This is a genomic window from Clostridium weizhouense (genome assembly GCF_019431045.1).
GTDB classification, from domain to species: domain Bacteria; phylum Bacillota; class Clostridia; order Clostridiales; family Clostridiaceae; genus Clostridium; species Clostridium weizhouense.
In genome coordinates this window covers 235,833-262,565 of the sequence record NZ_JAHXPT010000004.1, presented here as the reverse complement: position 1 = coordinate 262,565, position 26,733 = coordinate 235,833, and the positions used below count along the sequence as shown (strand labels likewise).

General features: G+C 24.3%; 24 protein-coding genes. 16 read left to right on the top strand and 8 right to left on the bottom strand.

The genetic code is table 11. The annotated features are described in order from the left end of the window. Positions 1-9 precede the first annotated feature (9 nt). The 4 genes from KYD98_RS07435 (at position 10) to KYD98_RS07420 (ending at position 4,199) form a co-directional block, all read left to right on the top strand. Positions 10-1,482, top strand: coding sequence for a glutamate synthase subunit beta (locus KYD98_RS07435; protein WP_219778978.1), 1,473 nt, complete (start codon positions 10-12; stop codon positions 1,480-1,482). Between the two features lie 348 nt (positions 1,483-1,830). Further along, entirely contained in the window at positions 1,831-2,109 is a 279-nt protein-coding gene (locus KYD98_RS07430; protein WP_219778977.1) for a hypothetical protein, read from the top strand. 137 nt (positions 2,110-2,246) lie between these two features. Continuing rightward, positions 2,247-3,842, top strand: a complete 1,596-nt coding sequence (locus KYD98_RS07425; protein WP_219778976.1) for a cell shape-determining protein — start codon at positions 2,247-2,249, stop codon at positions 3,840-3,842. A gap of 201 nt (positions 3,843-4,043) precedes the next feature. Next, positions 4,044-4,199 carry a zinc-ribbon domain-containing protein gene (locus tag KYD98_RS07420; protein ID WP_219778975.1) on the top strand — a complete coding sequence of 52 codons (156 nt, stop codon included), beginning with the start codon at positions 4,044-4,046 and terminating at the stop codon, positions 4,197-4,199. A gap of 363 nt (positions 4,200-4,562) precedes the next feature. Here KYD98_RS07420 and KYD98_RS07415 read toward each other — a convergent pair whose 3' ends face one another. Further along, positions 4,563-5,051 (bottom strand): CarD family transcriptional regulator, encoded by a 489-nt coding sequence (locus KYD98_RS07415; protein ID WP_444546596.1) that lies wholly within the window; start codon positions 5,049-5,051, stop codon positions 4,563-4,565. A 383-nt stretch (positions 5,052-5,434) separates the two neighbouring features. Here KYD98_RS07415 and KYD98_RS07410 point away from each other — a divergent pair, with 383 nt between their 5' ends. Both KYD98_RS07410 and udk read left to right on the top strand, forming a co-directional pair. Next, positions 5,435-6,445, top strand: coding sequence for a hypothetical protein (locus KYD98_RS07410; protein ID WP_219778973.1), 1,011 nt, complete (start codon positions 5,435-5,437; stop codon positions 6,443-6,445). Positions 6,446-6,831: 386 nt separating this feature from the next. Further along, positions 6,832-7,452: a uridine kinase gene (udk, locus tag KYD98_RS07405; protein ID WP_219778972.1), complete on the top strand. Its 621-nt coding sequence runs from the start codon at positions 6,832-6,834 to the stop codon at positions 7,450-7,452. A gap of 99 nt (positions 7,453-7,551) precedes the next feature. Here udk and KYD98_RS07400 read toward each other — a convergent pair whose 3' ends face one another. From KYD98_RS07400 to KYD98_RS07385, 4 genes are all read right to left on the bottom strand, one after another. Next, positions 7,552-8,157 carry a DUF445 domain-containing protein gene (locus KYD98_RS07400; protein ID WP_219778971.1) on the bottom strand — a complete coding sequence of 202 codons (606 nt, stop codon included), beginning with the start codon at positions 8,155-8,157 and terminating at the stop codon, positions 7,552-7,554. A 185-nt stretch (positions 8,158-8,342) separates the two neighbouring features. Next, positions 8,343-9,944: a Na/Pi cotransporter family protein gene (locus KYD98_RS07395; RefSeq protein WP_219778970.1), complete on the bottom strand. Its 1,602-nt coding sequence runs from the start codon at positions 9,942-9,944 to the stop codon at positions 8,343-8,345. Between the two features lie 113 nt (positions 9,945-10,057). Next, complete coding sequence (locus KYD98_RS07390) at positions 10,058-11,005, bottom strand: ribonuclease Z (RefSeq protein WP_219778969.1); 948 nt, start codon at positions 11,003-11,005, stop codon at positions 10,058-10,060. Positions 11,006-11,210: 205 nt separating this feature from the next. After that, entirely contained in the window at positions 11,211-11,495 is a 285-nt protein-coding gene (locus tag KYD98_RS07385) for a hypothetical protein (RefSeq protein WP_219778968.1), read from the bottom strand. A 274-nt stretch (positions 11,496-11,769) separates the two neighbouring features. On the opposite strand from KYD98_RS07385, the gene KYD98_RS07380 reads away from it, so the two are divergent. The 5 genes from KYD98_RS07380 (at position 11,770) to KYD98_RS07360 (ending at position 17,708) form a co-directional block, all read left to right on the top strand. Further along, positions 11,770-12,933 (top strand): AI-2E family transporter, encoded by a 1,164-nt coding sequence (locus tag KYD98_RS07380; RefSeq protein WP_219778967.1) that lies wholly within the window; start codon positions 11,770-11,772, stop codon positions 12,931-12,933. A 272-nt stretch (positions 12,934-13,205) separates the two neighbouring features. Continuing rightward, a complete protein-coding gene (locus KYD98_RS07375; RefSeq protein WP_219778966.1) occupies positions 13,206-13,940 on the top strand; it encodes a phosphocholine cytidylyltransferase family protein in 735 nt (244 codons plus the stop codon). A 13-nt stretch (positions 13,941-13,953) separates the two neighbouring features. Beyond that, positions 13,954-15,252 carry a phosphoenolpyruvate mutase gene (gene aepX / locus KYD98_RS07370; protein ID WP_219778965.1) on the top strand — a complete coding sequence of 433 codons (1,299 nt, stop codon included), beginning with the start codon at positions 13,954-13,956 and terminating at the stop codon, positions 15,250-15,252. Positions 15,253-15,254: 2 nt separating this feature from the next. Continuing rightward, complete coding sequence (gene aepY, locus KYD98_RS07365) at positions 15,255-16,388, top strand: phosphonopyruvate decarboxylase (RefSeq protein WP_219778964.1); 1,134 nt, start codon at positions 15,255-15,257, stop codon at positions 16,386-16,388. 216 nt (positions 16,389-16,604) lie between these two features. Continuing rightward, on the top strand, positions 16,605-17,708 hold the full coding sequence (locus KYD98_RS07360; protein ID WP_219778963.1) for a 2-aminoethylphosphonate aminotransferase: 1,104 nt from the start codon (positions 16,605-16,607) through the stop codon (positions 17,706-17,708). 143 nt (positions 17,709-17,851) lie between these two features. On the opposite strand, the gene KYD98_RS07355 is transcribed toward KYD98_RS07360, so the two are convergent. Further along, positions 17,852-18,409 (bottom strand): class I SAM-dependent methyltransferase, encoded by a 558-nt coding sequence (locus KYD98_RS07355; protein ID WP_219778962.1) that lies wholly within the window; start codon positions 18,407-18,409, stop codon positions 17,852-17,854. Between the two features lie 230 nt (positions 18,410-18,639). Here KYD98_RS07355 and KYD98_RS07350 point away from each other — a divergent pair, with 230 nt between their 5' ends. From KYD98_RS07350 to KYD98_RS07335, 4 genes are all read left to right on the top strand, one after another. After that, positions 18,640-19,443, top strand: a complete 804-nt coding sequence (locus tag KYD98_RS07350) for a nuclease-related domain-containing protein (protein ID WP_219778961.1) — start codon at positions 18,640-18,642, stop codon at positions 19,441-19,443. 43 nt (positions 19,444-19,486) lie between these two features. Then, entirely contained in the window at positions 19,487-21,547 is a 2,061-nt protein-coding gene (locus tag KYD98_RS07345; RefSeq protein ID WP_219778960.1) for a methyl-accepting chemotaxis protein, read from the top strand. 191 nt (positions 21,548-21,738) lie between these two features. Continuing rightward, positions 21,739-22,077, top strand: coding sequence for a thioredoxin family protein (locus tag KYD98_RS07340; protein ID WP_308462445.1), 339 nt, complete (start codon positions 21,739-21,741; stop codon positions 22,075-22,077). A 298-nt stretch (positions 22,078-22,375) separates the two neighbouring features. Continuing rightward, positions 22,376-22,681, top strand: coding sequence for a hypothetical protein (locus KYD98_RS07335; protein ID WP_219778959.1), 306 nt, complete (start codon positions 22,376-22,378; stop codon positions 22,679-22,681). Between the two features lie 99 nt (positions 22,682-22,780). Here KYD98_RS07335 and ilvA read toward each other — a convergent pair whose 3' ends face one another. Together ilvA and KYD98_RS07325 are read right to left on the bottom strand one after the other, a co-directional pair. Next, positions 22,781-24,001 (bottom strand): threonine ammonia-lyase, encoded by a 1,221-nt coding sequence (gene ilvA / locus KYD98_RS07330; protein ID WP_219778958.1) that lies wholly within the window; start codon positions 23,999-24,001, stop codon positions 22,781-22,783. A 405-nt stretch (positions 24,002-24,406) separates the two neighbouring features. Continuing rightward, positions 24,407-25,102 (bottom strand): hypothetical protein, encoded by a 696-nt coding sequence (locus KYD98_RS07325; protein ID WP_219778957.1) that lies wholly within the window; start codon positions 25,100-25,102, stop codon positions 24,407-24,409. Positions 25,103-25,256: 154 nt separating this feature from the next. Between KYD98_RS07325 and KYD98_RS07320 the strand changes: the two genes are divergently transcribed. Continuing rightward, positions 25,257-26,714: a hypothetical protein gene (locus tag KYD98_RS07320; RefSeq protein WP_219778956.1), complete on the top strand. Its 1,458-nt coding sequence runs from the start codon at positions 25,257-25,259 to the stop codon at positions 26,712-26,714. Positions 26,715-26,733 lie beyond the last annotated feature (19 nt).

Below are 26,733 nucleotides of genomic sequence, written 5' to 3'. Positions count from 1 at the left end.
GAATAATATATGGGAAAACCAACTGGATTTTTAGAATTTAATAGAGAAATAGGAGAAAACAGAGATCCAAAAGAAAGATTAAAAGATTATGATGAATTCCATAACAGACTTCCTTTAGAAAATCAATGTATCCAAGGTGCAAGATGTATGGATTGCGGAGTCCCATTTTGTCAATCTGGAGTATTGTTTTCAGGAATGGTATCAGGATGTCCACTTCATAATCTAATACCAGAATGGAATGATTTAATATATAGAGGAAAATGGGATTTAGCTTATGAAAGATTAAGAAAAACTAATCCATTTCCTGAATTTACAGGAAGAGTATGTCCAGCTCCTTGTGAAGCAGGTTGTACACTAGGACTGAATGCACCATCAGTTACTATAAAAGAAAATGAAAGAGCGATTATTGATACTGCATTTGAAAATGGAAAGGTAATTGCTAATCCACCACAAAAAAGAACGGGAAAAAAGGTTGCTATAATTGGTTCTGGCCCAGCAGGGCTTGCAGCAGCAGATACACTAAATAAATGTGGTCATAAAGTAACAGTATATGAAAGAAATGACAGAATAGGTGGATTGTTAATGTACGGAATTCCTAATATGAAGCTTGATAAAAATATTATTTTAAGAAGAGTTAGTTTAATGGCTGAAGAAGGTGTTAAGTTTATAACAAATGCAAATGTTGGAGAAAATTACAACGCTAGAGAAATAATAGATGAATATGATGCGGTAATATTGGCTACTGGAGCATCTCAACCAAGAGATCTTAAAGCAGAAGGCAGAGAAAATGCAAAAGGAATTTATTTTGCAGTAGACTTTTTAAAAGCAAATACTAAAAGTCTTTTAGATTCAAATCTTAAAGATGAAAATTATATTTCAGCAAAAGATAAAAATGTAATTGTAATTGGAGGAGGAGATACTGGAACAGATTGTGTTGCAACATCTCTTAGACACGGATGTAAATCATTAGTTCAATTTGAAATAATGGAAAAACCAAGCTCTGAAAGAAAAGAAGATAATCCTTGGCCAGAATGGCCTAAAACTCTAAAAATAGATTATGGTCAAGAAGAGTTTAAAGCTGTATATGGGAAAGACCCTAGAGAATATTTAACAACAGTTACTGATATTTATAAAGATAGTGGAGGAAATATTGAAAGTGTTGATACTGTAAATGTTAAGTGGGAAAAAGATGAACATGGTAAATTTCTATTAACTTATGTAGAAAATTCAAAGAAAAATTGGAAAGCTGACCTTTTATTAATTGCTATGGGATTTATAGGATCTGAAAGTTATATTAAAGATGCTTTTAGAGTTGAGTTTGATGAAAGAGGTAATATAAAAGCTGAATTTGGTGATTTTAAAACTAATATTCCAAAAGTTTTTGTTGTTGGGGATGCAAGAAGAGGGCAATCATTAGTAGTTACAGCAATTAATGAAGGTATAAATGCAGCGATTAGAATAGATAAATTTTTAAGAAAATAAAATTAATTTTAATAGAAGAAAATTTTTAGCTAGCATTAGCTTAAGTTAATGCTAGTTTTTTTTTAGAAATTTATATTACTAAAAAAGATGTAGATAAATTCTAAAATATCTTGTTTTAAAGATATAATGAGTACTCTTAAAGAATAAAAACTATAGAAGTATAAACAATGGAAAATGAAGAAAAATAATTTCGGTGGTTTAATTATATAGAGAATTTCAAAGTAAAACAAAAAAGTAATAAGTTTTTAATAACTGCTTAATAGAATATTAAATATTACTTATTGCATTGGTTTTAATTTTAATGTATAATATAAAACAAAGAAATTAAAATTTGAAAAGGAGTATATTATGAGAGGAAATCTGAAAAGTATACTATATTTTATTGGGGGAGCATGTATATTGGCTCTAATAGTATCTTTATTTTTAAGTCTTCTTCCGTATATTTTATTAGTTGGAGTAATAGCTTATTTATTAATAAAAATAGTATCGTTTATGCATAAAAAAAAGAAAGAAAAAGAACATATAAATATTCCTGAAAATGATCAAAATATTACATATCAAACAGATGAAGATGATTTTAATGGAAAAGTAATTGATGTTGAATATGAAGAAGTAGATAAAAAATAATAATATATTTGTTTAGAGTAAATAAAGATAAGGTATTTCATTATAATACTTTATCTTTTTTAATATAAATATAGTAATAAAAAACCTATTATGATATAATTTTAACCATAATAAACAGTTGCAATGGAGGGATAAAAATGAGAGATAAAAATAATATTATAAAATTTTTAAAATTATTATTGGCAATTTATTTGTTTATAGGAATTTTATTATTCTTAACAAGTAATTTGATTTTTGATTTAAGCTTAAACTCAATGTTAATAGTTAGTATATTTGTATTAACTAGTGTTGTATATGGTATTTTAATAAAAAATAAAAAAATTATTATAACAGGTGGAATAGTTGCAGTAGCATATATTATTTTAATATTAATATTTAGCCCAATAATAAGTTACAATGCACATAGAAACTTAATTGGAAATGTAGAAAAAGTTGAATTTTCAAGTCAAATAGAATATATTGACTTAAATCAATTACCAATAATAGATAAAGAATTAGCAGGAAAACTTGCTGATAAAAAGTTAGGGGAAATTGCAAGTCTTGGTAGTCAAGTATATGTAGGAACATTAGATTTACAAAATGTAAATGGACAATTATATTATGTAGCTCCATTAGAACATTCATCACTATTTAAATGGTTTACAAATAGTGAGGGTACGTTAGGATACATAAAAGTTAGTGCTACAAATCAAAATGATGTTCAGTTAGTAACGAAACTTAATGGTAAAGATATTAAGCTTAAGTATTTAAATTCATCATATTTATTTTCTAATTTAAAAAGAGCAACATTTTTTAGAGACATGAAAGCAGGGCACACAGATTTTAGTTTTGAATTAGATGATACAGGAAAACCATATTGGGTAGTAACAAGATACGATAATGCTATTGGAATATTAGAATCAAAAGCTATAGGTACATTAGTAATGGATGCACAAACAGGAGAATCTAAAATTTATGATATTAATAATTTACCTGAATGGGTAGATAGAATACAACCACAAGAGTATATAAAAAGGTATATAGATAAATGGGGTGAACTAGTACACGGAGTTTTAAACTTTAGTGATAAAGATAAACTTAAAACAACTAATGGTATGAATATAATATATAATAATGATGTTTGTTATTATTATACTGGTATAACTTCTGTTGGAAGTGATGAGAGTTTAGTAGGTTTTACATTAACAGATACAAGAACTGGTAAAACCACATTATATGAAACAGCAGGTGCTACAGAAGAAGCAAGTATGCAATCAGCACAAGGAAAAGTACAACAATATGGATATTTAGCTACATTTCCTTATTTAATAAATATTCAGAATGAACCAACTTATTTTATGACTTTAAAAGATTCTAATGGATTAGTTAAACAATATGCTATGGTTAATGTTAAAAATTATAATACAGTTGCTGTTGGAGATAGCCTTCAATCTACACTTAATAAATATTTAGAAGCTTTAACTAATACCAATATTTCGTTAGAAGGTGAAAATAAAGAAGAGACTATTAAAGGGGAAGTTGAAAGAATAGGATTAGTAGTTAAAGAAGGAACAAGCATTTATGACATAAAGATAAAAGGAATAGATAATATTTTTTCAGTTTCAACTGAAATGTCTAGAGATGTAGCATTGACAAATAAAAGTGATATTATAGAGGTAAAGTATATTAAAGTAGGTGATAGTAGACATATTATTACAAATTATTTTGAAAATTTATCATTAATTGGAGAATAAAATTTAAGTAATATAAATTAATAAAATTAAATATTGAAAAAATGAAAAAAATTATTTATTAATAACTTGCATTTAATATTAATAGATGATATACTAAAATAGTTCACAAAGAACAAAAAATATAATAAAGATTTAATTACATTAACATTTCTCCATTGAGAAAGTATTAGTTAACTAAGTCTTTAATTTGGAGGAATTGAAATGGAAGATAAGAAAATAGTATGTAAAGATTGTGGATCAGAATTCGTATTCACAGTTGGAGAACAAGAATTCTACAAAGAAAAAGGATTTGAAAATGAACCAGTAAGATGTCCTGATTGTAGAAGAGCAAGAAAGCAACAAAACAATAGAAGATAGTTTTATATGAAAGTTAAGCTATAGAAATTTATTTCTATAGCTTTTTTTACTTATATGAAAGTATAAAACTTTTGATTTATAAAATTAAGTAATGTTGATAGTTTAAGAAATATTAAATATATAAAGCTTTATCAATGAAGTGAGATTGATATAAGCAATTTTTTATTGTAGAAGAGATTATAAAATTTTATAGAAATTCTTCAATTTAAAATTGTATCATGTCTATTTTATATATAATAAGACATATGAAATAAAATAATAGATCAAATAGACTCACATACTGGTTTATTATTTTTTTGAATGTGCCTAAAATAGCAAAAGCCACATAAATACTATTTATGTGGCTTTTGCTATTAATAAAAATTAATTAATAGTAGATTTTAATAAATTAGTGGCTTCAATTTCAGAAATATTTTTTATAAGCGTAATTTCATCTATTAGTAATTTTTTAGCTGTATTCAATATTTGTTTTTCACTAGAATTTAGTGATTTTTGTTTATTGATTAAAGTTAAATCATAAACTACTTCAGCACTATCTCTTAATGAACCAGTTTTGATTTTTTCCATGTTTATTTGATATCTTTGCTTGGATGTAAGATCTTCTTGAATTTGAGAGTTATTTTGAATGTGGGATAATATGTTTTCTAGAGTCTTTATATCGCTAATCATACGTATGTTAGAAGATGATAGTCTATCAGTTGGAATCATTATTTCCATATTGTTTTTTAGCATTTTTATTATGCAATATTGTTTTTTTTGACCAGAAAAAATTTTTTCTTCGAACTTTTCAATAATTCCTATTCCCTGCATTGGATAAACCACTTTATCACCGGCTTTAAACAAAAAATGCACCTCCATATATTTTTTATAGTTATAGTATAACATAAATATAAAAAAATATCAAATTTATAATATTATCACATTTTATATAGGCTTGTCAATAAAAAAATGTATTTTTTTGAGTTGTTTTATGTTGTATAAAACACTATTTTTTTTATATTTATATATGGAAAATCTATATAAGTAGTTATTATGAGGAAAAATATACAACTATGAAGAAAAATATATAAATTCAACTAAGAAAGTAAAAAGCCTTGATTAGTGATATTATGTGATGTAAAATTAAGGAAAATAATTACAATAAAATACAAATAAGAACTTGAAATAATAGCATAATACAATAGTAACTTTTTACAATACTCTATCACAATATAATAAAAAAGGTGGTTAACAAAATGAGGGTTAATTATAAAAAGACTTTTGATATTGGTAAAAATATAAAAATAAAGATAGCTAAAGATAGTGGAATTACATTTATTACAAAATATAAAGAAAATCATATTTCTATAAATAAAAAAGGAATAAGAATATATGGAGAAAATGGAATTATAAAAAAACAAAAACAATTATGGTTATTTAAAAAGAAAAAAATAAACATTAAGGAATTTAAAAAACTAAATTTAGAGAAAAAGATAAGAACTAAAAATAAGAAATCTATAATAAATGAAATTTTATTATATGATAAAAATATAAAAAATGGAGTAAAAAAATATAAGATTTTTAAGATGAATTTTTGGTTAATGATAATATTTTTGGTTATATTTAGAAGTATGTTAATGCTAGTTATTACAGGAAGTATTTTAGCTACTTATTTTAGTATGATGACATTTAAATTTATCAAATATAAAAAAATAGATTCTATAATAAAACAAGTTGCAAAAGAATTAGCATTTACTAATTTATATAATGAAGAAAAAATAATTTTTTTAATATCACAGTTTAAAAAAGAGTATGGTGAAGAAAGTAATGAATATAAAGAATTAAAGTTACTTTTTAGTAAATTTGAAAATACAGGAAAGAAAATAGAAAAAGAATTAAACAATCTTGAAATTGAGGATATTTCATATTATTTAAAGAAAAGAAATAAGGAAAGTGATATAAATATAATAAAAGAGATAAATAATGAAAATGAGAAAGATTACAATAAATTAGAATTTTTTACATCAAAAAATAAAATAGATAACAGAACAATAAACTATACATCATCATTTGATAATAATGAAGTTAATAATTTAGCAATATTATATAGAAAAGAAGAAACAAAGTCAGATGGAATTAAATCTATAAATAGAGCAATTGAATTTTTTGATGATATAGATGGTAAAGAAAAGAAAGAAAGAGCTATTATTTCAACAGATAATGATAAATTAACAGTTTACTTTTATAAAAAATCATCTGTTCTTTAAATTAAAATTATATAATAAATAAAGTTTATTATATATGTTATTATTGTACTTAAATAGTATTAATACAAATATTTATTTGATATTAAAAAATTATAAATGTAGTAATCTAATTAAGATATGTAAAAAAGCAATTTCAAATTAAAATGGAATTGCTTTTTTATATACTTATTATATTAAAAAATAATTTAATATAGATAAATACTATAAGCTATGATATATTATAATATGGGAAAAAAATAGAACTCTCTTTGCAAGAAAATTACTTTTTGTATGAATTAGGATTTAGGCATATTCATATGTATTAAAATCTAATAATCTTTAAGTAAAAAATTCTTACATTAAGATAGATAAAATTTGAAGATAAATGATATGGAGGAAATTATATTATGCAAGATATAATGGTAATAGGTATAGCTGGAGGAACTGGTTCAGGAAAAACAACTTTATCTCTAAACATAAAGGAAGAGTTTGATAATGAAGTAGTTATTCTTTCACACGATTACTACTATAAATCAAATGATGGAATTCCTATGGAGGAAAGAAAAAAGCTTAATTATGATCATCCTGAGTCTTTTGAAACAGACCTTTTAATAGAGCAACTTAAACTTTTAAAAAAAGGTGAAGCTATAAATCATCCAGTTTATTCTTTTGTGGAACATACAAGAACTAATGAAACTGTTATGGTTAAACCAGCAAAGGTAATTATTGTTGAAGGAATATTGATATTTGAAAACAAAGAATTATGTGATTTAATGGACATTAAAGTTTTTGTAGATACAGATGCTGATGTTAGAATTATAAGAAGATTATTAAGAGACGTTCAAGAAAGAGGAAGAGATATTGATTCTGTAATAAACCAATATCTTAGTACAGTTAAACCAATGCATGAAGAATTTGTTGATCCAAGTAAGAAAAGAGCAGATATTATAATACCAGAAGGTGGTTGCAATATTGTAGCGTTAAGTATGCTTTTAGAAAAGATAAGAAATTTTATTAATTGTAATTAATTATATTGTACATAAAAATGGACTAGTTCAAAAACATTTTGTTATTTGAACTAGTCTTTAAATAATTAACTAAATATATAGTGTAAGAAAAACTGGTAATTAAGAAATAAATAAAACAATTAATCCTTGAATTAGGCCTATAAAGACACCAAGAATTAAACCTAATAATTCTATATGTTTAAGTTCATTTTTTGCAACGCTTATAATTATTTTTTCTAATGCTAATAAATCTAACTGATTTATTTTTTCCTCAACAATTTTTTGGATATTAATTTTTTCTTTAGCTTTTATAGTTGCTTCATTAATTATGTCAGTTATCATAGGGGGTAATTCTTCATTTATAATATCATCTACATATCCTTGAATCATTCCTTTAAATGGACCAGGTATAAAATTCATTTTTTCTGATATTATTGAAGTAATCTTTGTTTTTATGTATTCGTTGAAATGTTCTTTATCTTCTTCTGTGATTATATCGTTAAATAAGTCATCTACAGATAATAATTCCTCAGAAATAACTTGGCCTATATTTTGAGCAATGTCATTTTTCCTTTTTGGAATTAAACCTAATATTTCAACATTTATTAAAGGTATTTTAATTGGATTAATTGGTTTAAATAGAAGCTTTATGGCTAATATATTTGTAATCCATCCAATAAGTCCACCAACTATAGCTAAAAATAATATTATTGATAAATTATTCATAGTTATTGTTTCCTCCTAAAGTTATTTTTTATAATTAAAAATCATTAAATAGTATATCATAAGTATATAAAAATATATACAAGTTTAATTATTTAAACAACATATTCAAAGAAATAAAAAATGAGATTAGTATAAAAGACAATAATAGTCTTTATACTAATCTCAATAAATTCTAAATATTAAATTTATACAACTGTTTCCGCAATATTCATAGAATGATCACCAATTCTTTCTAAATTACTAATTAAATCAAGAAAAATTGTACTTGAACTAGCAGAACATTTCTTTTCATTTAATCTTCTTATATTGTTTTCTCTAAGAGTTTTTTCATATTTATCTATTTTAGCTTCAATAATTTTAATATTTTTAACAATATTTGAATCATTTTTTTCATAACAATCAAGTGCTAAAGTAAGTGATTCAATAGTTTTTTCATACATACTAATTAATTCATCTTTAGCTTCAATTCCTATATTTACGTTATTATTAATTTTTTCAGCTGCTAATTCAACTATATTTTTAGCATGATCACCAATTCTCTCAATATCATTTATAACATGAAAAGTTATACTTAATAATTTACTATCTTTATCTGGTAATTCATAATTTGATAATAAAACTAAATAATCAGTAATTTCTCTTTCTAAATTATTTATGATTTTTTCTTGTTTATAAACTTTTTTTATAGATTCTTCATCTTCTTCTAAAAAAGCATTCATTGATAATTTAATATTTTCCTTAGCAACGTTTCCCATTCGTATAGTTTCTTTAAAAACCTGTCCACTAGCAACCACTGGAGTTTCTAATAATTTTTTATCTAAGTACATAGCTCCTTCTGTTTCAAGTATATTTTCACCAGGTAAAATTTTATTAGCTAATATAACAAGATATTTAGATAAAGGAAGAAGAACTATAGTAACAGTTAAATTGAATATAGTATGAGCATTTGCTACTTGTCTAGCTACATCTGAAGGATTTAATTTCTCTATTAATGAAACTAAAGGGGTCATAAAAGGAATAAATATTATTACTCCCATAAGATTAAAAAATAAATGAATTAAAGCAGCTTTCTTCGCAATTTTATTTCCACCAGCCGAAGCTAAAAGTGCAGTAACACATGTACCAATGTTACAGCCAAAAATAACCGGTAATGCTATATTCATATGTATTGTTCCTGTAATAGCAAGTGCTATTAATATGCCAGTAGTGGCAGAAGAACTTTGAACTATTGCAGTCATTACAAGACCAGCCAAAATACCTAAAAATCTATTTTCACCTATTACAGTTAATATTTGAGCAAAACTTTCTGATTCTGCAAGGGGTTTCATTGAACCTGACATAATACTCATACCAAGAAATAATATACCAAATCCTAAAGCTATAGAAGCGATATCTCTAGTTTTTTTCTTTTTAACAATTAATAAAGAAATGGAACCCACTCCAATAAATAAAGGTGCGACTTTATCAAGATTAAAAGAAACTAATTGAGCAGTTATTGTTGTTCCAATGTTAGCTCCCATTATTACACCAGCAGCTTGCATAAGAGTCATAAGTCCTGCATTTACAAAACTAACAACCATTACTGTAGTTGCACTAGAACTTTGTATAACTGCAGTAACAATAGCACCAATTATTACCCCCATATATTTATTACTTGTGACTTTCTCTAAAATATTTTTAAGCTTTTCTCCTGCAGCATTTTCTAAGCCATCTCCCATTAATTTCATTCCAAAAAGGAATAAGCCTAAGCCCCCTATAAGTTCAATAAACATGTTTATACTATTCAAGTATCTCTCTCCTTTTAAAGTAAATTTATAATGCCAACTCAATATACATATATATAAATTATAACTTTTTATAAATAAAAAAAGAGAAATTTAACTTAATTTTAACAAAATTTTTAATTGAAATATTTTAAATTTTTAGTTAATCCATCATCTGCTATTATAGATTTTTCAAAAATATTAGTTGCATTAATTAAAAAATTATTAGGGTCAGAAAGTGCAGGGCTAAAATGAGTAAGAATTAATTCTTTACAATTTCCCTCTTTTGCTAGAGTTGCAGCTTCAGAAAATGTCATATGACAATTTTTGATAGCCTTTTCAATATCAATATCATTACCATAAGTACCTTCACAAATAAACAAATCACTATCTTTTATAAATGATGGAATATTTTTAGTAGGTCTTGTATCTGTTATATAGGATATTTTAATTCCCTTTCTTTCATTATCTAAAACCATATAGGGATAATATTTGTTATTTTCAAAAATAACTGTTTCATTATTTTGAAGTTTATTCCATAAAGCTTTAGGAATATTATTTTTAATAGCTTTTTCTACAGAGAATTTAGCCTTTCTCTTAAAATAGAAACTATATCCTATGCAATTAGTAGAATGTTCTAGTTCTAAAGAAGATAATGAAAAATTACTTTTGTTTTTATTTTCACATAAACAAATATTATTATTATTTATATGAAAATTTATCGTATCGTTTGTATTTTCCACAATATTTAATTCATAAGGTAAGTAAGGGTTTATTACATTTAAACCATTAACAATATTTGTTATGCCAGGTGGACCAATTATAGTAAGTTTTTCTGTTCTTCCAGAGTTACCAATTGTAGATAAAAGTCCTGGTAATCCAACAGTATGATCTCCATGCGAATGAGTTATACATATTATATCTAAAGATTTAAATCCCCATCCTGTTTTTCTCATTGCAACTTGAGTGCCTTCACCACAATCTATTAAAATTTTTCTTCCATTTACATTTATAAGAGTAGATGACATAAATCTATCTATCATTGGCATACCACCTAATGTTCCTAAAATACATAAATCAACCATAATGATACTCCTCCAATTTATATTTAGTAGTTATATTATAGTATTATTTTACACTAACGATTAAAATTTAGTACAACAATAAATATAGGACTATCTCAAAAACATTTTTGTTTATTTGAGATAGTCCTATAAGTTGTGTTTGGTTAAAATATATATGAGTTATTTTACTGTTATATAAAATAAAGGATAACTAATTAATAAAACTTTATATAGAAACCTTTTTTACACATTCATCAATCCAAGGTAATGCACCAGAGGGTAATATACCAAAATTATCAGATGTGAGTTTTGATACAAACAATAGCTCTTTAGGTTCTAAAAAGTCTTTAAGAGAACTTGTTATTTCTTTAGAAGTCATAGAACTTACTATAACCCAAGTAGAAGGCATAATTTGTCCCCATGAACCTAATGATTTTATTTTTCTGCTTAAATTATCATCTTGACTATGTTGATGATGATTTAGATGATATGTAATTAAATATGTTGTCATAATATACCTCGTTTTAAAATATAGTATTTTGATATGAATTAATTATATTACAAATGATAATCAATTTCAATATAAAAATGAAATTAAATCTAAAAAATATAATAGTCTTATATTTAAGTAATATAATGTTATTGGTATTAACTTTAATTTTATATTAAATATTTATTAATTCTATTGAAAGTAATATATATAAATTTTATAATGAATAATAATAACGTTTTAATAATATTATTATTAAATAAATGTAACATATATTTAGTGAAGTGAGGTAGAAATGAAAATTAACTGGAATGAAAAATATAATACAATAGCTGTATATTCATTTATTGTAATAAGTGCTATTATTGTATTTTATTTATCTATATCACAATTAGGAATATTATTAGATAAAATTAGCGACACAATAATAATACTACAACCATTTATTATAGGGTTTTCCATATCATATATTTTAAACTTTATTTTAAGGTTTTATGAAGAAAGATTAAACATATTTAATACGTTTAGGAAATTTAGTTCAAAAACTAAAAGAGGAATAGGAATATTAATTACATATATTACAGCAATACTGCTTGTATACTTATTCATACAATTTGTTTTACCACAACTTGTTGGTAGTATTGTTGGATTAATTAATGATGTGCCACTTTATATTAATAATTCTACAAAATTTATTAATAAATTATTATTAGATTTAAACATTTCTCAGGAATATCTTTCATTAATAAATGAGAATTTTAATGATTTTATTAATTATACTATAAAAGTTGCAACTAATTTACTTCCGGTATTAGGAAGTGCAGTAACTGCTATTGCATCTAGTATATGGAATATAGTATTAGGAACAGTAATATCAATTTATTTATTAATAGACAAAGAAAAGTTTTGTGGATTAAGTAAAAAGATAACATATGCATTATTTCCTAAAAATGCAGCAGAAAAAGTTATAGAAATAACTCATAGAAGCAATGATACATTTGGAAAATTTTTAATAGGAAAAGTAGTAGATTCTTCAATTATAGGAGTATTAACATTTATAATATTAACAATAGTAAATATGCCATATACTATTTTAATATCTGTAATAATAGGAATTACTAATATTATTCCATTCTTTGGTCCATTTATAGGAGCCATTCCATCAGTTATAATAATATTATTTGTTTCGCCAATAAAAGCACTATGGCTATTAATAATTATATTAATAATTCAACAGATAGATGGTAATATTATTGGTCCTAAAATTTTAGGAGATTCCATAGGTATATCTGCTTTTTGGATTCTATTTTCAATATTAGTTGCAGGAAAGTTCTTAGGTTTAATAGGAATGATTATAGGAGTTCCATTATTTGCAGTAATTTATTCTATTATTAAAGAAGTTGTTGAAGGAAAATTGAAAAAGAAGGGTTTGAAGATTAAAACCACGGACTACATGTAAAGTTAAATTTTTAATAATCTAAAAGTATAAAAGATACTTTTAGATTATTTTTTTATGCTTTAGCATTCAAAAAATCACTAGTAAGTAGGTTATGAGAGATATAGTTAACGAATTAGATAAAATTATATTTTAGACTTTTTTAGTGAATTTTATATATTAGAAAAATTTTACATGAACATATTGTATTGAACAGTGAATAGTGATAATATGATATTGTTCAAAAAATGAACTATATAAATTTAACCAGTTTAAAGGGAAGTGGTATAAAGGAAATGGGAAAAATAAAGAATGCTGTAATTTTAGCAGCTGGTATGGGAAGTAGAATATATGAGATAACTAATGATGAAATACCTAAAGGTTTTATTGAAATTAATGGGAAAAAATTGATTGATAGATCAATTAGTAAATTAAGAAAATGTGGTATAAGAAAAATATATATAGTTACAGGACACTTATGTAATTTCTATAATGAAATGGCAAAATATGAAAGTGATATTTATGTAAAATATAATAAAGATTATAAAGATACTGGAAGCATGGCTTCATTAGCAACACTAAAAAATGATATAAATGAAGACTTTTTATTGCTTGAAGGTGACCTTATTTATGAAGAAAAAGCATTAAATTCAGTTATTAATTATTCAAAAAAAGATTGTATTTTATTAAGTGGAATGACAAATTCAGGAGATGAATGTTATGTGGAGATTAAAGATGAGAACTTATATAAAATTTCTAAAAATAAAGAAAAAATTAAAACTATATATGGGGAATTGGTTGGTATTTCAAAAATATCATTAGAATTGTATAAGGAAATGTTAAAAGAATTTAATAATTCTTCTATTAAACAATACCATTATGAACATGCAATTTTTGATGTTGCTAAAAGGAAAAAAGTTGGGTATATCAAAGAAAACAATTTAATATGGGGAGAAATTGATGATAAATACCATCTTAAAAGAGTAAAGGAGTATATAATTCCAAGATTAAATAGAATAGGTGAAGAATAGGGGGAAATTTACTATGGAAAAAGTATATGTTTCGATGAGTGGAGATATAATTCATCATGGTCATTTAAATATTATTAATGAAGCTAGAAAATTAGGAGATGTAATAATAGGATTACATACAGACGAGGTTATTTCTGAATATTGGAGAAATCCAATAATGAAGTATAAAGAGAGATTGGAAGTAGTTAAGAATATTAAGGGAGTTACTGAAGTTGTACCTCAAAGCACATTAGATCAAGTTCCTAATTTAATAAAAATTAAACCAAAATATATTTTGCATGGGGATGATTGGAAAGAAGGAATTCAAAGAAATCTTAGGGAAAGAGTAATAGAAGTTATTAAGGAATGGAATGGGAAATTAGTAGAAGTAAAATATACAGAAGGAGTTTCAATAACAAAATTAGAAGAGGCATTAATGGGAATAGGAACGACTCCTCAAGTTAGAATGAAAAAACTTAAAGAATTAATATATTCTAAGAAAATAGTCAGAATAATGGAAGCTCATAATGGATTAACAGGATTAATTGTTGAAAAAACTAAGATAGAGAAAAATGGAAAAATAAAAGAATTTGATGGGATGTGGGTAAGCTCACTTTGTGATTCAACATCTAAAGGAAAACCAGATATAGAATTAGTTGATTTAACATCTAGGTTAAATACTATTAATGATATTCTGGATGTTACTACAAAACCAATAATACTTGACGGTGATACAGGTGGGAAAATAGAACATTTCATTTATACAGTAAAGACCTTAGAACGATTGGGGGTATCTGCCATTATAATAGAAGATAAAGTGGGACTTAAAAAGAATTCATTATTTGGAACAGATGTTCAGCAAACTCAAGATACTATAGAAAATTTTTGTAACAAAATAAAAGCTGGAAGGGAAGCTAGAGTTACTAGAGATTTTATGATAATTGCAAGAATAGAAAGTTTAATTTCAAAGTCAGGAATGAAAGATGCCATAAATAGAGCTAAGGCTTATATAAATTCAGGAGCTGATGGTATTATGATTCATAGTAAAGAAACAGATGGAAATGAAATAATTGAATTCTGCAAAAAATATAAGGAGTTTAATAAGAGAGTTCCACTTATAGTAGTACCAACTTCGTATAATTTTATGACAGAAGAAGAACTTTCTAATTTAGGAGTTAATGTAGTAATATATGCAAACCATTTAATAAGAAGTGCTTATCCTGCTATGCTAAATACGGCAAAGAGTATATTAGAAAATGATAGATGTAAAGAAGCATCAGAAAATTGTATGCCAATAAAAGAAATATTAACATTAATACCAGGAGGAATGTAATAATGATAGAAGTTTCAAGTTTTTATTCTGAATTAATTAGTAAAAATATGAACTTCTTTTCAGGGGTTCCTGATTCCTTGTTAAAAGATTTTTGTGCTTATATTAAAGATAATGTACAGGATAAATTTAATATAATTGCAGCAAATGAAGGCAATGCAATTGCATTATCGGCAGGTTATCACTTAGCAACTGGTAATATAGGCGTTGTATATATGCAAAATTCAGGATTAGGAAATGCAATAAATCCACTTGCTTCTCTTACAGATAAATTTGTATATAGCATTCCGATGATGTTGATTATAGGATGGAGAGGTGAACCAGGAAAGAAGGATGAGCCTCAACATAAAAAGCAGGGGTTAATTACTATTGAATTATTAGAAGTCTTAAATATAAAATATGATATTTTAAGTGAAAACACAAATAATCAAGATATGAAAGATATATTAACTAAAGCATACATGTATATGAACGAATACAAGGAACCGTATGCATTAGTTATAAAAAAAGGTACATTTAATGAGTATAATTCTAAAAAAATTGAGGAAAAAGAAAACTTTGAAATGAGTAGGGAAGAAGCAATAGAAATACTTATTGATAATATTAAAGATAACTCAGTAATAGTTTCAACTACCGGTATGGCTTCAAGGGAACTATTTGAATTAAGAGAAAAAAGAAAAGAAAAACATGATAAAGATTTTTTGACTGTTGGTTCTATGGGACATGCATCACAGATAGCATTAGGTATAGCATTAGGTAAGAAAGATAGAGAGGTTTATTGTATAGATGGAGATGGAGCTTTAATAATGCATCTTGGAGGAATTGCTATAATTGGAAATAAAGGTCCTGCAAATTTTAAACATATAGTTATTAATAATGGAGCACATGATTCAGTTGGAGGACAAAAAACTGTAGGCTTAGAAATAAATACTTTAGAAATAGCTAAAGCATGTGGTTATAAAGAGTATTATTCATGTAGTAATAAAAAAGATTTACTATTATATTTGGAAAAAATAAAAAGTGTAGAAGGCCCTATATTATTAGAAATTAAAGTAAAAAAAGGAGCAAGAAAGGATTTAGGAAGACCAACTATTACTCCTATTAAAAATAAAGAATTATTTATCAACTATTTGAGATAAACAATATTCTAGCATAGAAAAATATAAAATTTTTAAAATTAAAAAAATAGGCTATGTTTTAAAACAGTATTGTTATTGTAGTATAATGCCAACATTCACTTAAAACATAGCAAAAAAATAATAATTTAAAATTAGATAATTTTTTGAAATAAGATGTGATGTAATAACTTTGTTTTAAATGATTTTGATTATTTAATATGAAAAGAGGAATATAAAATGGAAGTTAAGAGAAATATATTACTTAATCCAGGCCCAGCAACAACCACTGATAGTGTAAAGTTTGCTCAAGTAGTTCCAGATATTTGTCCGAGAGAAAAGGAATTTGGACTTATTATGGAATTTATATCAAAAGAGTTAACTAACATGGTAGCTTCAAATGATAAATATACTACTGTTTTGTTTGGTGGTTCAGGGACAGCTTCTGTTGAAGCTATTTTAAGTTCAGTAGTTGATAATAATGATACTATTTTAATAATTAATAATGGGGCTTATGGAAAAAGAATGTGTGAAATAGCTGAAATATATAATTTAAATTATATAGAATTTAAAAGCTCTCCTATAGATGCTATAGATTTTGTTAAGTTAGAAGAAATAATTAAACATAGTAAAAAGAAAATAACACATCTATCAGTTGTTCATCATGAAACAAGTACAGGCTTACTAAGTGATATAAAAAGAATAGGGGAAATTTGTAAAAAATATGGTGTAGAGATGATTGTTGATGCAATGAGTTCATTTGCAGCTATACCTATTGATATGGAAGAAATGAACATTAAGTATTTAGCGTCTAGCGCTAATAAATGTATACAGGGGATGGCTGGAATCAGTTTTGTAATATCAAATATAGATTCATTAGAAAAGACCAAAAATATTAAAGCAAGAAACCTTTATTTGAATTTGTATAAACAATATGATTATTTTAAAAACACTTATCAAATGAGATTTACGCCTCCAGTTCAAGTAATATATGCATTAAAGCAAGCAATAATAGAGTGTAATAATGAAACAATAGAAAAAAGATATTCAAGATATAAGATGTGTTGCAATATTTTATGGGATGGATTAGAAAAGTTAGGTTTAAATAAGTTGGTAGATGAAAAAAATCATTCTATGTTAATAACATCAGTTATTGAACCACAAATAAAAGGTTATAGTTTTGAAAAGATGCATAAATATTTATATGATAGAGGTTTTACAATTTATCCAGGAAAAATATCACTTGAAAATACATTTAGGATAGCAAATATAGGAGAAATATACCCAGAAGATATGGAAAAATTTATTAAATTATTAAAGGAATACTTTAATACAATAGTATAATGCATAATCAAAAAATAACAAGTCAATTTATTAACTTTTAGAGAAAAAAGGATATGTAGTAAAAGCTATCAATTAATATAGTTAAATATAAAAAATATAGCTGTCTCAAATATAAAAATATATTTTGAAGACAGCTATATTTTTTATAATTTATAAACTACATTAAATCTACTAGGATTATAATATCCATCTATGATTTTCCAATCAGTAAAATCATTTTTATCATATAGCAGATGTTCTTCTCTATGTGATAGAACAGGTAAATCACCAATAAAAATTGCTTCTTTAGCAACTCTTTTCATTTCATCAATTGCTTTTTTTGCATATTCTTGATTTGGAAAATAGTGAAATGCACCAAAGCAAAAAACTTTATCAAATGTTTTATCTTTAAATATTAGATTATTTGCTTCGCCATGTATTACAGAATTATTAAGTAATTCAATATGTTTTTTTACAAGTGATTTTGAATAATCTACACCCACGTATGATTTACACTTGATATATTGTGCTAATCCACCTGCACCACATGCCACTTCTAGAATACTATCACTTTCTTTTATATCTAATTCTTTAATAATATTTTTAGCTATTTCTTTTACATTAGCAGTAGTAGCTTCATACCCATCTAATATTGTTAGATCTTTTGTTGTATCTCTTCCTTTTCTTTCCCAAACTTCTTTCCAATAACTCATGTCTTCCATAATTTCTCTTCCTCCATTTATAAATAGTTAATTAAAATAAATATTTTCAAAATGTTCAATTAATGAACAAAATAAGTGTAGCATTGTTCAGTGTTCACTTCAATAAGTTCATTATAATTTTTAACAAAATATGAAAATATTTATATTATAGAACTTATAGTTATAAAAAATTTACTTAACTTATAAGAAAATTTCTAGTAAAATTAAAAAGATATGGAGGTAAGAGAACTATGAAGTGTTTAAAATGTATTATTCAAATAATTTCAATAATTATTATAACAATTGGATTTAAAGAAATATTTAATTTTTTAAATTCAAAGAATAATATTATTATAATGTTGATGATTTACTTATGCGTTTTGTTATATATATTATTTAAAGATACAGTTGTAAATAATAGAAAAAATAAAATGATAAAAAAAGCTGGAAAAGAAGGAGAAGATAAGGTTAAAAAAATCTTAAGTAGTTTAAATAAAGATAAATATAAGGTGATGAATAGTTTTTATTTAAGAGGAAACAATTTAACCCAGGAATTAGATAGTCTTATAATCTCTTCAAATGGAATATTTAATATAGAAGTAAAAAATTTTTCTGGGGATATTACTATTAATAAATTAGGAGAATGGACAAGAATAAAAAATGGTAAAACTGAAACTATTAAAAATCCTAAAGACCAAATACAGAGACATCATAAAGTTATAAATGATGTTGTTGGCAAAAATATAAATATAGTAGATATTTTAGTAATTGCAAATGATAAGTCAACATTATCAGTAAAAGGAAATGTAAATTATAAGGTTTTATTATATAGAGATTTAAAAAACTATATTTATAATTATAAATATAACTGCAAATACAATATAATAGATTTAGAAAAAAAGATACTTAATAGAAAAACAGGAGATAGTTCTATATTTGGATATAAAGAAAATACTAAATATAATTTTTTTGATAAAACAATTATCTATATAAAATTTTTATCTGCAACATGTTCAATTATTTATATTTTATGGAATATAAAACTTATATTTTAAGTTATTGAATTATCATACATAAGATAAGATTAAGGAGGAAGAAATGAAAAAAATATCAACAAAAATAATTACATCTATTTTATTTTTTTGCTTAATAACTTCAATAATAATTACTACATCAAATGGCATATTGAGTAAAAAAACATTAAGAGTAGAGGCGGAAAATACTTTACTAGAAATATCTAAAAATAAAGCTCAAAATGTAAATGAAGGTCTTATTTCAACAAAAAACTATGTAGATAATATAGTTGATTTAATATCTACTACACTAGATACGAATATGCTATATAAAGATGACAAGTATGTAGATAGTTTTTTAAATAATATGAATCCATTTGTAAATAAATTAATATCTGATAATGATAAGTTATTAGGGGTAGCAGTTATCATTAATCCGGAAATAACTCAAAATATGCATCAACTTATTTTAGAGAGAAATATTGGTTCTAATCAAATATCTCAAATAGAAAAATTTAAAAAAGAAGAATTCTACGAATCTAATAAAGATATGAATTGGTATTATAATCCTATAAATGCTAAATGTCCTGTTTGGAGTGATCCTCATAAAGATAGAAGTTCAGAAAATATGAGAATTGCATATACACGACCAATATACATAAATGATAAATTAGTAGGAGTAGTAGCCATAGATTTATTCTTTGATAACTATAAGAATATGATAAATGAGGTTAACGTGTATAATAATGGTTATGCTTTTTTACTTAATCAAAATGGTAATTATTTAGTTGATAGAACATATAAAGATACCGATAATATAAGAACTTCATTAGGTGATAATATAGATGTTATATCTAACGACCAAGGAATACAATATTACGAAAAAAATAGTCAAAAATCTATATTAGCATATTCAAAACTTATTAATGGAAATATCATGGCAATAACAGCAAATGAAAAAGATATTTTTATGAAAATAGATAATAGTATAATGTTATGTATATTAATAACATTAATAGTTTGTATAATTGTATCAATAATAGCATTAATTATTGGTAAAAAAATAAGTAATCCTATTATTTTTATTACTAAACTTGTAAATATTACTTCTACTCTTGATTTTAGGGAAAATAGCGACTTTCTAAAAATTAAGAATTTTAAAGATGAAACAGGAATAATAGGAAAAGCAGTTTTAAATTTACGTAAAATAATAAAGGAAACATTAATAGATATAAAATCTTGTTCAGATGATACATCAATTCATTCAAATAATTTGAAATTAATTACTGAACAATTAGAAGAATCAGTTACTGCTATTAATGAAACAGTATTAGAATTATCTAAAGGTGCAGAAGAACAAGCAAGAGAAGCTCAAATAGGTTCAGAACAATTAACAGAGTTATCTGAAAAAGTAGAAAATATAATTGAAATTACTAAAGAGTTCAATGAATATTTCTTTAAATCAAAAAGTTATAATGATAGTGCAGTTAATTCTATAGATAGACTAATAGAAAAAATTCAAGCAACAACTGAAATAGGATATAAAACAAGAGAATGTGTTTCAGAATTAGCTAATAAGTCATCATTAATAGGTGAGATTGTTTTAACGATAGATAATATATCAGAGCAAACTAATCTTTTGGCATTAAATGCTGCAATAGAAGCAGCAAGAGCTGGGGAAGCTGGGAAAGGCTTTGGGGTAGTAGCTGATGAGATAAGAAAACTATCAGAAGAAACAGCAGATGCAACAAAAAAAATTGAATCAATAATAAATGAAATTAGGTTTGAAATTGAAACTACTCAAAATAATATGGAAAAATCTACACAAACTATTTTTGAAGTAAATTCATTTATGAATGATTCTAAAAAATCTTTTAATGATATAAAAACTTCATTTGATATAATGACAGAACAAGTGGAAAATTTAATAGAAAATATTAATAATGTGGATAATAGTAAAGAATCAGTAGTCAATGTTATACAAGGAATAACAGCTATTTGTGAAGAATCAGCAGCTTCAACAGAAGAGGTTTCAGCAACAATACATGAACAATTAAGTTCTGTAAATCATGTTAAGAATTCATCTGAAGATCTTAATAGATTAGTAGAAAAATTAGAAAATATGATATTAAAATTTAAAATGTAAGAATTTATTTTAAATTAAATTGTGTTTTAAGTAAAAAAATAAAGTACTATTTCAAATATAAAAAGTATTTTGAAATAGTACTTTTTTCAATAAATAATAATATTAATGAATTAATATTATTATAACTTATAGAGAAAACTAAAATTTTAGAAGGTATTATTGAATTAACATAAATATAACTTAAGAAAGTGGTGGGAAATATAGTAAATATATTAAAAAGCAAAACAGAAGCTAAAGAATTTATTAAACAAAATAATATGTCTGTAATATATTTTTCTACAAATACTTGTGGAGCGTGTATTATTCTAAAAGAGAAAATTAGAGAGTTAATCTATGATTATAGTAATATTAAAATGTGTGAAGTTTTAGGGGATACATCAATTGATATATCAGCATATTTTAATGTGTATTCTGTTCCTATAATGATATTTTTTATTGATGGGAAAGAGGCTTTTAGAGAATCTAAATATTCTAGTATTGAAGAGATAAAGAAAAAAATAGATAGATATTATAATTTATATTTTAAATAAAAGTATAGATGATAAAAATATGTTAAAATAATATTTGAATATAATAAAGAAAGATTATTTTAATTTAATATATATATGTTCTAATTAAGTTAATATAATTATAATCTTTTATATAATTTTTATAGAGAATTATACCTTTAATTAACGATATCTCGTTATAAGCATATATATAATAAATTTTTTATATAAGTTCCTCACTGTATTGGTGAATCATAGCATTTATAAATATTCTATAATATTTATATTAATGAACAAAATTTATTTGAACTTATATATTAAAGTTAATTAGGAGAATATTATGAAGATAGATATATTTACGACAAATGAAATAATAGCAATTGTTATGGAGTTAGTTGATAAGTTAGAAGTTTATCAATTATATGGATTTGAAGATGAAAGTGACTTAAATATTCCAAAACCTATAAATGATAAATTAGAAAATTTGGATTCTAATAATTATGATGATTTTATATGTAAATGTTTAGAAATAGCAGAAGAGATACTTACTATAAAAATAGGGGAATTGAATGAATTAAATTACTGTCATCAAGAAATAAGTTTTTTAGCAAAGAATAGACTTAATGAATATATAAAAAGAAGTTAGAAAATAAAGTCTGTATTTTAAAATACTCACTTAAAATATAATCTAAGTTCACTAGAATAAAATATAGGTTAGTAAGTATTATACCTACTAACCCATATTTTATTGATAAATAACTTTAGGTCTCAACTCTTTAGGATCATATCCACTATTTTTAAGAGCTTCTATAATAGCTTCTTTATGTTCATGTCCAAAGGTTTCCATAGTTATTTGAAGTTCTACAGCACTATTTCTATTAATATTAACGAATTGATTATGATCAAGCTTTATTATATTTCCTTTAGAGTCTGCAATTACTTTAGAAACATTTGTTAATTCGCCAGGTTTATCTGGAAGTAGAACAGATAAAGTACATATACGTTCTCTTTCAATTAAGCCATGTTGAACTAATGATGCAAATGTAATCACATCCATATTACCACCACTAATAATAGAAACTATTTTTTTCCCTTTAAAGTTTAAATGTTTAAGTGCAGCAACTGTTAATAATCCTGAATTTTCTGCAAGCATTTTATGATTTTCTAGCATATCTAAAAATGCAACAATTAATTCTTTATCTTCAATAGTAATAATATCATCAATATTTTTTTGAATATATGAAAAAATTTTTGTTCCTGGAGTTTTAACAGCTGTACCATCTGCAATAGTATCTATAGAAGGTAGTGTAACAACATGTCCACACTTTAGAGATTCTTGCATACAATTAGCACCAGCAGGTTCTACTCCTATTACTTTTATATTTGGATTAAGAAGTTTAACTAAAGTAGAAACACCAGCTGCGAGTCCACCGCCTCCAATTGGAACTAATATAACATCAACTGTTGGAAGTTCTTTTAAGATTTCCATTGCAATAGAAGATTGACCAGTTGCTATATCTAAGTCATCAAAAGGATGTATAAAAGTATATCCTTTCTCTTTTGCAAGTTCTAATGCATAATTGCAAGCTTCATCATAAACATCTCCATGTAAAATTACTTCTGCTCCATATGATTTAGTACGATTTACTTTTATAAGAGGAGTTGTTTTAGGCATAACTATTATTGCTTTTGCTTTATATAATTGTGCTGCATATGCAACACCTTGTGCATGATTACCAGCAGAGGCTGTAATTAATCCTTTATCTCTTTCTTCATCCCCAAGAGTACTAATTTTATAATAAGCCCCTCTAATTTTATAAGCCCCAGTTTTCTGAAGATTTTCAGTTTTTAAGTAAACTTTATTACCACTTAAATCTGAATAATAATCACTATAAACTAATTTTGTTTTTAAAATTACTTTTTGCACAGCTTCGTATGCTTGTTCAAATTTTTCTAATGTCATCATTTTTATATAACCCCTTTTTTAGATATATATAATATACACTTAAATTTTATTAATTTTATAATATCACCAACAAAAATAATGTCAAGTAATTAAAAATATCAGAGCATTTTTGATATAATGATATTATATTCTTATTTCATTATATTATTCTATTTATTATGTATTAAATGGAATATATATTAAATTTAAAGCAATATATAAACAGTAATTAATGTTGTCAAAAATTTAATCATAATAAAAACCATAATAAATAATTATTATGGTTTTTATTATTCTAAAATTATAAAATAAATTTTATAATTAAGTTTATTATTTTTAATAACCTTTTGTTTATTAAATTCAAAGTAGTTTACATAAATTATACATATGAAACTTAAATTTTAGATATTATTTATTTAAAGCTATTTATTTTGCTTTACCATTAACACATGGTTGTGGTAGAAGGTTAAGAGTTGCTTCAAATTTTACATAAGTTTCATTTTTACATTTGTGTAACCAGCAATTACAAAGAGGACCACCTTTAGCTTCACAGTGAACTAATTCAGCGGCAGGGCCCATAATTGATGCGCTACAGGCTTTTATTGTAGCTACAATTCCTGGGATTGCATCTTCAGCTTCTTGTTTACTAGCATAACATGCCACATATTTATCTACACAGATACAGCATTGGCAACATACATCACTAAATGCTCCAGTAGGGCAAGTAGGTTTATTCTTATAAGTTCCTGAAAGGGCATTTCGAGCACTAAATGCGAATGGAATACAACCAACTATTTTTACAAAGTATGCGGTACATTCTGAACAACCATCACATATAGGAACTCTAATTTCTTCTACAATGGCATTTAAACAATTAGGATCGTAGATAAATGTTAAATTTTTAGAATCTGCAAGAGCAGCTTCATTTACTTTGAAAGTTTTTACAATTGTTGTACAACAAAGTTTTACATAAGGATTAATTTTTGGACAATAACGATTTCCTGAACCTTTTTGTCCACATCCTAAACAACTTTCTTTAGTTTCATTCTCTTCTTGATTAGTAGCAGCTATTTCTTTATCTAAAGTTTCCATTTCTGTCATTATTTCTTGTATATCTTTCATATTAACGTATCTCCTTTGTAAAAAAATAATTATATATTAATATTTTATGAGTAGTTTTTAATATTGCTACTATTTTAATTAGATTTTAAATTATCAATATCAGTTACTTAATCATATTTTATATAAAGAAATATTATTAGAAAGGAATAAAGTAATGTTAATTAACAATGAAAATTTTTATATTATAAAACAAAACAATGGTACATTGTGGAATTTTCAATTTAAAGAAGATAAAGGATTAATATATAAATTTTTAAAAGAGAATAGTTGGTCTGAATATTATGTGATTAACGACAAAGTTTCAAAAAATTTTTCAGTAATGTTATTTTCAGATGATAGTATAAATGTTTTATATCAGGATTTAACAGGGACTATAATATTAAGCAAGTATGATGGAATAGGTTGGAGAAATAAAGAAATATTAAAAAATCAAAAAAGTAAAAATTTTGATATTAATTTCAAAGCAGTTAGTAGTAAAGATAAAATTCATATAATTTTTAGTGTTTTAAACAGAAAAGATAATACTACAACACTTTTTCACGAAAGTATTGATGAAAGAAATAATTTATCTAATCCTAAAATAATAGATACAATTAAATATAATTATAAATCGCCATATAATTTTTATTTATCACATAATAAAAATTTATTTCTTATGTATCAGAGATTCGGAGATAAACATGAGATCGGTTATAAACTTTTTGACAATAATATTGAAAGATGGTCTGATTTTAATTTGATAGATGTAAGTATTAATCCTTTTACTAATTATTCTGCAATAATGTTTAAAAGTACTGTACATGCATTATATATAAAAAAAGAGGGAAGTATAGATAATTTAATTTATATACATGGTAATAATTTGAATTTAAAAAATAATAAATTATTTAAAGGTGAAAATATAGAATCATGTTTAATTTTTATAATGTATGGTGAGATATGGTGTTTTTGGGTAATGGATAACCAACTTTATAGCAATTTTTCTATAAATAATGGAAATAACTTTAGTAATCCACCTTATGAACAATCAATAGGTTCATCATGTCTTTATAAAGCAGGATATATATCAAATGATACTAGAGACAGAAGAGGTTTATTAGTTAATGAAATATATGTTACTGATGATGATAGCTTACAATATTTAATTTGTACTGATTTAGCTCCAAGTATTAAAAATAATAATGAGTATTTATTATATATGGAATATTATATGACTCAAATATTTTTAAATATTTTACTATATGAAAAAGCATTTAAAAAAAATGAGCAATCAATAGCTGAATTAAAATACCATTTGGAAGAACAAAAAATGCAAACTCAGTTTTATGAAAGAAAATTTAAAACTATAAATAAAGCTTATACTAAATTTATAAGTTTAAAGGGAGAACTAAATGAAAATACAAATTTACTTCAAGGAAATTTAATTAATAGAGAAGAAAAAATTAAATTATTAGAGAAGATGAATAAAGAAAAAGAAGAAGAAATATTTGTTTTAAAAGAAAACTTTTTAAAAGCACAAGATAAAATTTTACTTCTTACAAAAGAAATAAGGAATTTAAAGGGTAAACTTATGAGAATATATGATAAAACTAATAAAAAGAATAATAGATAAATTAAAATGGTAGATCAAA